Annotated in this window: 8 protein-coding genes; 5 read left to right on the top strand and 3 right to left on the bottom strand. The window is 76.7% G+C overall.

Annotation, left to right across the window (positions count from 1 at the left end; genetic code table 11):
* Positions 1-78: 78 nt before the first annotated feature.
* Both ICW24_RS07645 and ICW24_RS07640 read right to left on the bottom strand, forming a co-directional pair.
* Entirely contained in the window at positions 79-3,534 is a 3,456-nt protein-coding gene (locus ICW24_RS07645) for an ATP-dependent helicase (protein WP_226345128.1), read from the bottom strand.
* The gene (locus tag ICW24_RS07640) at positions 3,531-6,857 is read right to left on the bottom strand and encodes a PD-(D/E)XK nuclease family protein (protein WP_226345127.1); all 3,327 of its coding nucleotides are present in this window, start codon (positions 6,855-6,857) and stop codon (positions 3,531-3,533) included. The genes ICW24_RS07645 and ICW24_RS07640 overlap by 4 nt, the downstream gene beginning before the upstream one ends.
* Positions 6,858-7,048: 191 nt before the next feature.
* Here ICW24_RS07640 and ICW24_RS07635 point away from each other — a divergent pair, with 191 nt between their 5' ends.
* The 5 genes from ICW24_RS07635 to ICW24_RS07615 all read left to right on the top strand — a co-directional run bounded on the left by ICW24_RS07635 (position 7,049) and on the right by ICW24_RS07615 (position 11,367).
* Entirely contained in the window at positions 7,049-7,744 is a 696-nt protein-coding gene (locus tag ICW24_RS07635) for a TetR/AcrR family transcriptional regulator (RefSeq protein ID WP_226345126.1), read from the top strand.
* Positions 7,745-7,853: 109 nt separating this feature from the next.
* Positions 7,854-8,078, top strand: a complete 225-nt coding sequence (locus tag ICW24_RS07630) for a DUF3107 domain-containing protein (RefSeq protein ID WP_226345125.1) — start codon at positions 7,854-7,856, stop codon at positions 8,076-8,078.
* 216 nt (positions 8,079-8,294) lie between these two features.
* Positions 8,295-8,570 (top strand): GlsB/YeaQ/YmgE family stress response membrane protein, encoded by a 276-nt coding sequence (locus tag ICW24_RS07625; RefSeq protein ID WP_226345124.1) that lies wholly within the window; start codon positions 8,295-8,297, stop codon positions 8,568-8,570.
* Between the two features lie 394 nt (positions 8,571-8,964).
* Positions 8,965-10,620: a DEAD/DEAH box helicase gene (locus ICW24_RS07620; protein WP_226345123.1), complete on the top strand. Its 1,656-nt coding sequence runs from the start codon at positions 8,965-8,967 to the stop codon at positions 10,618-10,620.
* 405 nt (positions 10,621-11,025) lie between these two features.
* A complete protein-coding gene (locus ICW24_RS07615; protein ID WP_226345122.1) occupies positions 11,026-11,367 on the top strand; it encodes a hypothetical protein in 342 nt (113 codons plus the stop codon).
* A gap of 196 nt (positions 11,368-11,563) precedes the next feature.
* Here the strand turns inward: ICW24_RS07615 and ICW24_RS07610 are convergent, their stop codons facing one another.
* Complete coding sequence (locus ICW24_RS07610) at positions 11,564-12,412, bottom strand: PHP domain-containing protein (protein WP_226345121.1); 849 nt, start codon at positions 12,410-12,412, stop codon at positions 11,564-11,566.
* Positions 12,413-12,437 lie beyond the last annotated feature (25 nt).

The raw sequence follows: 12,437 nt of genomic DNA, 5'->3' as shown, positions 1-12,437 counted from the left end.
GCGGCCGGTAGGGCCATCGACGGGTCGACGCACTCGAGGCGTGCGGGGTCGACGTGGGGCGACGGGTCCTCGGCTGCGTCAACCCGACCGCTCGTCGAACCTCAACAGGTCGGCGAGGGCGGCCTGCAACTCCTCGTCGCTCGGCAGCGGCGGTTCCTCCGTGCGCCCGTCGGCGGCGTGGAAGAAGACGGCCCGCACCTTCTCGGGGGGCAGGCCGGTGAGCCGGCGGTAGGCGTAGCGGTACAGGCCGAGCTGCCACGCACGCGCGTCTCGTTCGCCCCCGGCGGGTGCCCGACCCGTCTTCCAGTCGACGATGACCACGCCGCCGCCACGATCGGGGAAGACCGCGTCGAGGCGGCCGCGGATCGGCACGCCGTCGATGACGGTCTCGACGGACGTCTCGAGGTCGAGCGGCGACCGGTCGGCCCACGGCGAGGCGAGGAAGTGCCGGCGCATCCGGTCGAGCTCGGCGTCGTCGGGCGAGGAGGCCGGGTCGGCGCCGGGCTCGTCCGACGCCGTGAGCAGGTCGAGTTCGCCGGGCCGACGGTAGTAGGCCTCGATCCACGCGTGGAAGGCCACACCCGCCCGCACCTGCGCGCTCGGCGGCTCCGGGACGGGCCGGCGGAGACCGGCTGCGAACCGGCCGGGGTTCCGGGCGAGGGCGACGACGTCCGACGCGGACAGGTACCCCGGGTCGATCCCGGCCGCTCGGCCGCGCTTCTCCGTGCTGCGCGCCCGCTCGGCGAGCAGCGCGTCGATGCGTCGGTCGAGGTCGGCGGCGGCCACGTCGGTCGGGGGCACCCGGCCCGTTCCCGGAGCGGCCCGCTCGACGTCGCGCGCGGCCGCCCACACGACGTCCTCGGCCGCGTCGGCGCGCTCCGGCGGCCACGCGGCGGCCGTGGGGCGGCCGCCGCCCGGGTGGACCGCGGGCTCGTCGATCGGCGGCATCGGGGCCCACGTCGTCGTCTCGACCCGGCCGGGTGACTCGACGAGGTCGGCCAGGAAGCGCGAGGTGGGTCGGGGCGTCGTCGGCGTCCCCCACACGTGGGCGCTGAGGTGCAGCTCGCGCCGCGCCCGGGTGAACGCGACGTACGCGAGGCGTCGCTCCTCCTCCACCGCGCGGCGGCCGCCCTGCACGGCGTGGTCACGCAGCGCGGCCTCGAGGTCGGCGAGGTCCTCGACGTCACGCCACGGCAGCCGGGGCAGCTCGGCCGCGTCGCCGCGCAGGTCGTACGGCAGCGAGGCGAGGCCGGTGATCCAGCCCTTGTCGGTGGGCGGCGCGGCGGCCCACTCTCCGCCTCGCACGGAGCTCCCGCCGATGCGGTAGGAGGGAAAGGCCCCCTCCACGAGCCCGGGGACGGCCACGTGGTCCCACTCCAGCCCCTTGGCGGCGTGCACGGTGAGCACCTGCACCGCGTGACCCGAGACGGTCCCGACCGGGAGGTCGAGGCCCCGCTCCTGGGTCTGCGCGGCCTCGAGCCAGGCGAGGAACCCGGACAGGGTCGGCCGGTCGACGGCGGCCGAGAACTCGGCCGCGACCTCGACGAGGGCGTCCACGTGGACCCGGGCCGCCTCCGCCGGAACGTCGGGGCGCGAGAGCAACTCGACGTCGAGCCCGAGGGCGCGCTCGGTCTCGAGGACCAGATCGGACAGGGGCAGGTAGGCCGACGCGCGAAGGGCGCGCAGGACGCCGGCGAGCTCGGCCAGCCGGCCCCGGGCCGTCTCGCCCAGCCGCTGCGCGTCCCGACCCGCCCAGGACGACGGAGGCAACTCCTCCAGCGCCTCGACGAGGCTCGGGGCCTCGTCGGGGCCGACGCGTGCGGCGACCCGCGGCGGCGCGTCGGCCGGGCCCGCTCCGGCCGGGTCGACCGCCGCCGGAGCCGCGGCGACGCGGCGACGGTGGAGTTCGCGCGCCCACGTCCCGAGCGCGTCGAGGTCGGCCGGGCCGAGACCGAACCGCGCGCCGGTGAGCGCCCGCATGAGCGCGTCCCCCCGGGTCGGGTGGTCGACCACCGTGAGGACCGTGACGATGTCGCCGACCTCCGGGGTGGTCAGCAGACCACCGAGCCCCACGACCTCCACCGGCAGCCCGTGCGCCTGCAGGGCCTCGACCACGGCCGGGAACTGGGCGCGTCGGCGACAGAGGACGGCGACGCTCGGGGGGTCCACCGGACCCGTGGGGCGGGCCGGGGGCGTCGCGGTCGGCGGCGGGTCGGCCGCGCCGTCGGCGGGGTCCTCGGCGGAAGGGGCCGGGGGCCGGAGTGCGGCGCCGTCCCAGGCGGCACGGGCCCAGCGCGCGACGGCGTCGGCCTCGTCCTCCTCGGTGAGATACCGGGCCGCGCTCACCCGCCCGGGGCCGGCGCCGGGCCTCGCGACGAGCCGCTCGACCGGCACCCGCGACCCCTCGCGCAGGGGCCGGGCGACCGCGTTGGCGACGTCGAGTACGGCGGTGTCGTTGCGCCAGCTCGTCGACAGGGCCAGCGTGGGGACGCGGCGCGAGCCGGCGCCGAAGAGCGCCGGGAACCGGGCGAGGGTGCCCGCCCCGGCCCCGCGCCAGGCGTAGATCGACTGGTGGGGGTCGCCGACCGCCATGACGGGCACCCCGGGGCCCGGCGGGGCCGCGAAGAGGGCCCGCAGCAGGCGCAGCTGGGCCTCGGAGGTGTCCTGGAACTCGTCGAGCAGGACGGCGGCGTACCGGCGGCGTTCGAGCGCGGCGACCGCGGGCACCTCCTGGGCGAGCCGCGCCGCGATGGCGACCTGGTCGGCGAAGTCGAGGCTGTCGCGGCGCCGCTTGGTCCGGGCGTACGCGTCGACGATCGGCAGGAGAAGCCGCTGGTCCCGTGCGCGGGCCCGCAGGGCTCGCACCCCCGCCGGCAGCGCGGAGCCCCGTCCGGGGCCGCGCCGCGCCGGGAGGGCGTCGATGCGGTCGACGATCGCTCCGAGCAGGCCGTCGACGTCCTCGATGCCGACGAGGTGCTCGGCGAGCTCCCCGGCGAGATCGACGACCGCGGCCGTGACGGTCGACTCGGCCGCCTCGACGTCGTCCATCGGCCCGTCGTACGCGAGCACGGCCTCGTGGGCGAGCTGCCAGGCGGCCGCCTGACCGAGCAGGCGCGCGTCCGGCTCGACGCCGATCCGCATGCCGTGCTCGGCGACGAGGCGGCCGGCGTACGCGTGGTAGGTGGAGACGACCGGGCGTTCGCCCGCGTCCCCGTCGGGTGGGTCCCAGAGCCCGACGTCGGCGAGCCGGGCCAGCCGCCGCGAGATCCGGGCGCCGAGCTCCCCCGCGGCCTTGCGCGTGAACGTCAGCCCCAACACCTGCTGGGGCTCGAGCAGACCGTTGGCCACCAGCCACACGACCCGGGAGGTCATGGTCTCGGTCTTGCCGGATCCCGCGCCGGCGACGACGAGGAGGGACTCCGGCGGGGCCTCGATGACGGCCCGCTGCTCCGGCGTGGGCGCCGGCAACCCGAGCGCGTCGGCGACGACGCCCGCGCCGATCGGCGTGGGGGCGGGACCGCCGACGGCGCTCACAGTCGCCCTCCCTCGGGCTGCAGGGGGCAGGCGGTGCGCAGCGGGCAGACCCGACACCAGGGGCCGACCTGCGCGTCGAACGTGCCCCCCGCCATGCCCTCCGCCGCCTGGGTGACGAGCTGCTCCGCCCATCGGGGGTCGTCGTCGGAGGCGGGGCTCGCCTGCTCCTGCACGGTCGGGGCGACCCCGGCCGCGCGACCGAGTTGGACCAGGGCGGCCCCGGCCGACACGTCGCCGGCCTCGCCGAACGCCCCGTGCTCGACCGCCGCCTGGTACGTGCCGAGCTGCGGGTGGCGCGGGAGCTGCGCCGCCGTCGGCTTGGACGACCCCGTCTTGAGGTCGACGACGCGCAGCGCTCCGTCGGCGCGCCGCTCGAGCCGGTCGACCCGGCCCGTGACGGCGGCCCGGCCGATCCGGGCCCGGGCGTCGAGTTCCGTTCCCACGACCTCCCACCCGTCGGCCCGGGCGGCGAGGTCGTAGGCGGCCAGGCGACGCAGCATGCCGCGGGCCGCTTCGAGCCGTCGGCGGGCGATCCACCCCTGCCCGGGGCCGAGCTCGTCGCTCCGATCGTCGAGGGCCGCGAGCAGGGCGGCCTCGTCGCCGTTGTCGACCGTCGCCGCGATGTCGTGCACGAGGGTGCCGACGTCCGCCGCACCACCGCGTCGGGGGTCGTCGCCACCGCTGCCGGTGAGCAGCCACCGCAGCCCGCACCGCGAGAACGTCTCGACGCGCGAGGGCGAGACGGCCACCGCCGCGTCGTCGGCGCGGACCGGCCGGCGGTCGCTGACGTCGCGCAGGTGCCACCACGACCCCGGGTCGGCGCCCCGCACCCCGCTCGCGGCCAGGACGGCCAGGCGATCGGCCGCGTGGGCCCGCGCGCCCGGGTCGGCGTCGAGGACCGCGCGGCGGCGGAGCGCCCCGACGACACCGGCGAGACTGAGCGGATCGCCGACCTCGACGACGGGCCGGTCGTCGCCCGTCGGCGGGTCGACGAGGTCGAGCAGGGTGGACGGCGCCTGATCGTCGTCGGAGACGGCCGTGACGAGCAGCCGCCGCCGGGCCCGGCCGATCGCGCTGAGGAACAACCGGGTCTCGTCGGCGCGCACGGCCCGGCGGGCGGCGCGCTCGTCGCCCGCCCGGCCGGTCGCGACGTCGAGCAGCGCCGACGAGCCCAGCAGGGAGCCCCGGACGCGCAGGTCGGGCCAGGCCCCCTCCTGCACGCCCGCGACGCACACGAGGTCGAACTCCGCGCCCGCGACCCCCGAGACGGTGCTCAGGGTGACGCTGTCCCGTTCCACCGCGGCTCGGGCGAGGCTGTCTCCGGCCACGGACATGGCGTTGACGTGCTCGAGGAAGCCCTCCGGGCCGCGGCCGCCGGAGTGTCGGGCGTACGCCTGCGCCGCGTCGAACAACGCGAGCACGGCGTCGAGGTCGCGGTCGGCCTGCGCCCCGCGGCCGCCGCCGGACAGGGCCGCGGCACGCCACGGCTCCGCCACCCCGCAGGCCTCCCACAACGCCCACAGAACCTCTTCGGTGTCGGGGACGCCGGCGGGACCGCCGGCGTCGTCGTGTCCGCCGAGGTCGGCGCCGCCGGGACGATCGCCGGCGCCGAGGTCGGCCGGGACGTCCGGCCGGTCGGGACCCGAGGTGGCCTCGGCCGGGTCGGTGACCCGCCTCGCCGCCGCACGACCGGCGGCCAGGATCCGGCGCAGCCGCCGGGCCGGTTCGCCGGCCGGCCCGACCTCGGGGTCGTCGAGGAGCTCGGGCTCGTCCAGGGCCGCGAGCAGGAGGCCGTCGCCGCCGCGTCGCCCGCCCGCGGCGAGCTCGGCCCGGTGCAGCGCCCGCCGCAGGCGCCGCATCGCAAGGGAGTCGGCGCCGACGAGCGGGGACATCAGGAGGTCGAGCACCACGTCGGCGTCGAGCGCCGTCCCGGCCGTCACGACGTCGACCAGGGTGAGGAGGGGCCGCACGGCGGGCTCGTCGCGCAGCGCCACCTGGGCGCCACCCGCCCGCACCGGGACCCCACGGGCCGTCAGGACGCGGCGGAGGTGGGCGACCCGGTCCCCCGCCCGCACGACGACGGCCATCGCCGACCACGGGACGCGCTCGAGCAGATGAGCGGCGCGCAGCCGCTCCGCCACCAGCGCGGCCTCCGCCGCCGCTCCGCCGACGACGGTCACCTCGACCTCGTCACGCAGGCCGTCGCGGCCGCTCGGGTGGCTGCCGCCGGTGCCGCCCGGCCAGGGCGCCGGGCCGCGGTGGCCCACCGCGCCCGCCGAGCCGATCCGGGCGGTCACGCGGTCGAGTGCGGCGCGCACGCCCGGGCCGCCGCGGTGGGCGTGCTCGAGCACGTGGGTGGGTCCGGCGCCCATGACCACCCAGTCGCGCCCGACGACATGCGGGTCGGCCCCGCGGAAGGTCCCGGTCGTCACGTCGGGGTCGCCCACGAGCACGATCTCGACCCCGAGCGCGGCGAGGCGCGTGAGCAGACGCAGCCCGGCCCGCGTGAGCTCCTGGGCGTCGTCGACGACGACGAGGTCGAGGTCCGCGGCGAGGTCGGCCGCGGTCTCGTCGTCGTCCTCCACGAGGTCGGCGGCGCATCCGAGCACCCACGCCGGGTCGTAGGCCCCCGGGAACGCGAGGGCCGTCACCTGGTCGTACTCGCGCAGGACGTCGGCGGCGCCGACCCACTCGGGGCGCCCGTGGTAGCGGCCCAGGTCGGCGAGCTCGTGCGCCTCGACGCCGAGTTCGACCGCGCGCATGAGCAGGTCCCGCAGCTCGGCCCGGAAGCCGCGGGTGGCCAGGGCGTGCTCGAGCTCGCCGGGCCAGGCCGGCCGCGGCACCCCGCCCTCGCCGTGGCCGCGCAGCAGGTCGCGCAGGACCACGTCCTGCTCGGCGCCGGTGAGCAGCCGCGGCGTGGGATCGCCGCGCCGCGCGGCGTCGGTGGACAGCAGGCCGAAGGCGAAGGACTGCAGGGTGCGCGCCAGGGGACGGGTCGTCGTGGCGCCGAGGCGCGCGGTGAGGTGTTCTCGCAGGGCCGCGGCCCCCACTCGGGTGGGGGCGACGAGCAGGCACCGGTCGGGGTCCGCCCGGTGGCGCCGGACGCGGTGGACGACCACGCCCACGGCCACCGACGTCTTGCCCGTGCCCGGGGCTCCCAGCACCCGGCGGACCCGGCCGCCACCGCCGGAGACGTTCTGTCCGCGCGGCGTCCACGCGGTCACCGCCGCCCACTGGCTCTCGTCGGCGGCGCGCCCCGCGGGCCATCCGTCCGGGACCGCGGGCGCGGGCCGGGCGAGGACGGTCGTCGAGGTCTCGGGCACGGGGACATTCGAGCACCCGCCACCGACAAGGTCACCCCCGGCCACCCGGCACGGGCCCTGACCTGCGCGATCCGAGGAATCCGCCCGCGCGGCCGAGGCCCACGACATAGACTCCCGGGCGTACGGGCGCACGCCGCGGCCCGTGCGTCGCCGAGGCCCGACCCGGCGCCGGCCCCGAGTGAGGAGCACGCGTGAGCAGCGAGGAGAGGTCCTCCGACGCCTCGGCGACACCCGCCCGCGCGGGCACGTCCGGCGCCGGCCGCCCCCCGCGCGGGGTCCGCCTGCCGCGGTCGGCGCGTCGCGCCCAGCTCTTGCGCTCCGCTCAGGAGGTCTTCGTCTCCCGCGGCTATCACGGCGCCGGCATGGACGAGATCGCGGACCGGGCGGGTGTCTCCAAACCGGTGCTCTACCAACACTTCCCCGGCAAGTTGGAGCTCTACCTGGCCCTCTTCGAGACCGCGAACGAGCGCATGCTCGAGACCGTCGCGGCGGCGCTGGGCGCGGCGGGGACGAGCAAGGACCGGGTGTTCGCGACCATCGCCGCCTACTTCGACTTCGTCGCCCAGGACGACGGGGCGTACCGCCTCGTCTTCGAGTCCGACCTCACGAACGTCCCCGAGGTCGCCGCCCGCGCCGGAGACGTCCAGCACCGGTGCGCCGTGACCGTCGCCGGGTTCCTGCGCGAGGACACCGACATGACCGAGCCCGAGGCACTGCTCATCGCGACGGGGATCGTCGGGTTGGCGCAGACCTCGGCCCGGCACTGGCTCACGCATTCCGACGGCATCCCCCGCGAGGACGCGGCCATGCTCGTCGCCCGGATGGCGTGGCGCGGGGTGCGCCGCCGCCCGTCGGAGGCGGAACAGGCGCAGGTGGCGGGCGGTTAGGCTCGAGGGAAGGCGATCGCGAGTCGGCGCGCACGCGACGCCGACCAGCCAGCCAGTCAGCACGGAGCGGTCCGCCCGGCGGACCCGTTCACCAGCGAAGGGAGACCTCGTGGAGGTCAAGATCGGCGTCCTGCACACCGGGCGGGAAATCACCATCGAGTCCGAGGCCGCACCCGAGGAGGTCGAGCGGGCCGTGTCCGATTCCGTGGCCTCGGGGTCGCCGCTGCGCCTCGTCGACGCCAAGGGGACCGTCTTCCTCGTGCCGGCCGCCGTCGTCGGCTACGTCGAGATCGGGTCGGCGCGCAAGGGCGGAGTGGGCTTCGGCAACCTCTAAAGCCGAGGCCAGGCGCGGCGCGGCGCCGATTGCGGCCCCTCGCGGAGTCGGCGCCGCGAATTGTAGGCAACCTGGTGCATGAACGGGGGCCGGAAGGGGCAAAGAGTTCTGGACGGGTGCCCGACCGGCGCCCTGCTGCTCACCCGAGCACTCTCGGCCCTTCGTGCTCCGAGCGTGGTCGTCCGAGCTGTGTCACATCTTGTCTAAGGAGTCATCATGACCACGATCATCACCACCGTCATCGTCGGCGCCATCATCGGCGCCCTGGCCCGTCTCGTCATGCCCGGAAAGCAGAACATCTCCGTCCTCATGACGATCCTCCTGGGCGCGCTCGGCGCCCTCGTCGGCTCGTGGCTGCTGAGCCTGGTGTTCAACTACAACAACAGCAGCGGTGGCATCGCCTGGTGGGGCGTCGTGGCCGGAACGGTCATGGCCGCGATCTTCATCTCGATCTACCTGTCGCTGCGCGGTCGTAGCCGCACCCGCGTCTGAACGGTCCAGCGGCGCTCGCCGCGACTCCATCGGACCGCGAGGCCCGTCGCCCACGAGGCGGCGGGCCTCGCGCCGTGCTCCAGGCGGCCGCGAGGGCCCGCGGGTCGCCGGCCCGACCCGCCGCATCGGCGGATGTCGGGAGCCGCAGCTCACGCGGGTACAGTGGAGACGACCACAGGTGACCGGTCGGCACGTTCGAAACTCAGACCTCGTGCGGCGCGGGGGCGGCGACATCGCTCCCGCTCGACACTCCGGGCGCCCCTCGTCCCGTCGATCCCGACGGCTCGCGGGCCCTCCCCGGAACCGACAGACCCCGATCGGCCCTCGTACGCCGCGGCCTCCCGCGCCCTTCTTCGGGCTCGTGGGCGGCGCGAGCCCGATCGAAAGACGTTCGATGACGACAGAGTCCACCACCCCCCACGCCGAGACCGAGCAGCCCGAGGGCGACACCACACCCGAGGCCGTCGCGGCCGAGGGCGTCGCCCCCGAGGCCGCCGCCCCCGAGGCCGTCGTGCCGTCGCCGACGTTCGGCGACTTCGGCGTCCACGCCGACATCGTCGCGTCGCTCGCGGACGCCGGGATCATCTCGCCGTTCCCCATCCAGGCCATGACGCTGCCGGTCGCGCTCGGCGGCCACGACATCATCGGCCAGGCCAAGACCGGCACGGGCAAGACGCTCGGCTTCGGGGTCCCGCTCCTCGACCGCGTCGTGTCGCCCGCGGATCCCGAGTTCGCGGACCTGCCCCAGGCCGGTCGGCCGCAGGCCCTGGTCGTCGTCCCGACGCGCGAGCTCTGCGTCCAGGTGACCTCCGACCTCCAGCGTGCCGCCGGCCGCCGCGGCATCCGCGTCGAGTCGATCTACGGCGGCCGCGCCTTCGAGCCGCAGGTCGAGGCCCTGCGGCGGGGCGTGGAGGTCGTCGTGGGCACCCCCGGCCGCCTGCTGGACCTCGCGCAGCAGCGGCACCTCCAGCTCGCCTTCGTCAAGGTCCTTGTCCTCGACGAGGCCGACGAGATGCTCGACCTCGGGTTCCTGCCCGACGTCGAGAAGATCCTGGCCCAGACCCCCGCGTCGCGGCAGACCATGCTCTTCTCGGCGACGATGCCGGGCGCGGTCGTCGCGCTGGCCCGCCGCTACATGAGCCGGCCCACGCACATCCGGGCGATGGCCGAGGGCGACGAGGGGCACACGGTCGCCGCCATCGAGCAGTTCGTCTACCGGGCCCACGCGATGGACAAGGTCGAACTGCTCGCCAAGGTGCTGCAGAGCAAGGGGCGGGGCCTGACGATCATCTTCACCCGCACCAAGCGCACGGCCGCCAAGGTCGCGGACGACCTCGTCGACCGCGGCTTCGCCGCCGCTCCCCTGCACGGCGACCTCGGGCAGGGCGCCCGCGAGCAGGCTCTGCGGGCATTCCGCAGCGAGAAGGTCGACATCCTCGTCGCGACCGACGTGGCGGCCCGGGGCATCGACGTGGAGAACGTCACCCACGTCGTCAACTACCAGTGCCCCGAGGACGAGAAGACGTACCTGCACCGCACGGGCCGCACCGGCCGCGCGGGCAACACGGGGATCGCCATCACCCTCGTCGACTGGGACGACCTACCCCGATGGGGCCTCATCAACAAGGCCCTCGACCTCGGCATCCCGGACCCGGTCGAGACGTACTCCTCGTCGGATCACCTGTTCAGCGACCTCGAGATCGACCCGTCGGTGACCGGACGGCTCCCCCGCAGCGCCCGCACCCGGGCCGGCCTGTCCGCCGAGGAGCTCGAGGACGTCGGCGAGACGGGCCGCCGGGCCGACGCCGGGGGTCACTCGGGCGGGGGCCGGGGGCGTCACGGCGCCGGCGAGCGCTCCCCGCGCCGCGGGTCGGGCTCCGACCGCGGTGGCCGCTCCGACGAGGGCGGTAGGACCCGGGAGAGCCGCGAGAGCCGCGAGAGCCGGGACTCCTCGGACGAGCGGCCCGCGCGGTCGCGCAGCCGACGCCGCACCCGGGGCGGGCGCCCCGCCCAGGGTGACAGCGCGTCGGGTGGACCCGCGGCCTCCTGAGCCGCGGCCCGACGGGCCACGGACAGCCACCGGAAGCCACCGCCAGGGGCGCCCCGCACACACGTGCGGGGCGCCCCTGGCGCGTTCCGGGCGGGTCGATCGGGCCGCCCGGGCCCGGCGGCCGAGCAGCGGCGGCGCCGCCACCTGTGGGCCAACTGGACGACCGTCCACACCGACCTGTACAGTCGTCCTGGTCGATGCGGGGCTTGGGGGCCCGCATCGCGGCACAACGAACGGATCCACGTGCGTCACGCACTCGGTTCCGGCGCCGCGAGACGCACCGACCACGGCGACCGCACCCAGGGGTGTCTCGTCGTCCGGGCCGAGGGGTCGGGCCGGACGCGAGCACGGCACCGCGGGGTGGACGTCGTTCCAGGGGACGCACCACACCATCGGGGGAACATCATGAACACGGGTCTGCACACGCACGTCACCGCCACCGGCCTGGCCCGAACGGCGGCCGTCGCGGCCATCGGCCTCGCCGGCCTCGGCGCCGGCACCGCACATGCGGCGGCCCCGACAGTGTCCACGACGCCGGCCGCCACGTCGGTGGCGGCGGCCGCCGTGGCGCCGACGAACGGTGCGGAGCGCGGCGCCGGTCTGGCCCTGCACGCAGGCAGCGGCGTCTCGCCGACCGCGCTCGGGGTCTCGGGGGCCGGGGGCGTCCTCGTCGGCCTCACCGCCTTCGCCACCCGTGCGCGCCGCACCTCCACGGTCACGGGCCGCGGAACCGCCCGTCGCGGCTGAGGCCCCACATATTCCGGCCGTCATCGCCTCCACCCCTCTGTGAGGCGACGACCCCGGTCCCGTGCCCGCACCCCCTCCGCGGGCACGGCGCAGCCCCGAGCGGTCTTCCGCTCGGGGCTTCTGCGCGCCCGGAGGCTCGTGCCGGACGACACCGGGTGCGGGGGCGCGGGGCCCGGTGGGCGGCCCGCCCCGGGCGTCAGCCGCGCAGGACGGGGACCCCGCGCGCCCCGGCCTCGATGGCCTCGAACACCGCCCGGTCCGTGGTCAACTCGCCGAGACGGTTCGGCTTGCCGGTCCCGTGGTAATCGCTCGACCCCGTGACGAGAAGGCCGAGGCGGTCCGCGAGGCCGATCGCGCGCCGCGTCTGCGCGGCGTCGTGGTCCAGATGATGCGCCTCGAGCCCGGCCAGCCCCGCGTCGGCCAGCTCCTCCACGACCGGGTCGCCGACGGTGCGGCCCCGGACGGCGGCGAACGGGTGCGCGAGGACCGGCACTCCCCCGGCCGCCCGCACGAGCTCCACCGCGGCCACCGCGTCCAGCGCGTAGTGGCCGCGGTGGTAGCGCGAGCCCGAGTGCAGGTAGTGGCGGAACGCCTCCGCCCGGTCCTCCACGACGCCGCGGGCCACGAGCGCGTCCGCGATGTGCGGGCGCCCCAGGGTGGCCCCCGGACGCGCCTGGGCCGCCACGTCGTCCCACGTCAGCGGCACGTCCTGGCCGAGCGCCTCGACGATGCGGCGCGCCCGACCCTCACGGCTGCTCCGCGCCCGGGCGAGTTCGGCGACGAGCGGCTCGTACGTGTCGTCGTGCAGGTAGGCGAGCAGGTGCAGGCTGATGCCGTCGGCGACGCAGGAGATCTCCATGCCGCGCACGAGCGCGACCGGCGCCCCCTGCGCGAGCGCCCCCGCCGCCTCGGCCCAGCCGGCCGTCGAGTCGTGGTCGGTGAGGGCGACCACGTCGAGGCCTGCGTCGACGGCCGCGGCGACGAGCCCCGCGGGCGTGTCCGTCCCGTCCGAGGCCGTGGAATGGGTGTGGAGGTCGATGCGCACCCCCACACCCTCGCACGGGCGCCAC

The organism is Agilicoccus flavus (assembly GCF_014857905.1).
GTDB lineage: Bacteria > Actinomycetota > Actinomycetes > Actinomycetales > Dermatophilaceae > Agilicoccus > Agilicoccus flavus.
Note: the sequence above shows the minus strand (reverse complement) of the source record. Positions and strands in the feature narration are given on the sequence as shown.

Coding starts and splice junctions, on each gene's coding strand:
- ICW24_RS07625 (WP_226345124.1), top strand. CDS start 8,295: ATGACCACGATCATCACCACCGTCATCGTCGGCGCCATCATCGGCGCC.
- ICW24_RS07620 (WP_226345123.1), top strand. CDS start 8,965: ATGACGACAGAGTCCACCACCCCCCACGCCGAGACCGAGCAGCCCGAG.
- ICW24_RS07615 (WP_226345122.1), top strand. CDS start 11,026: ATGAACACGGGTCTGCACACGCACGTCACCGCCACCGGCCTGGCCCGA.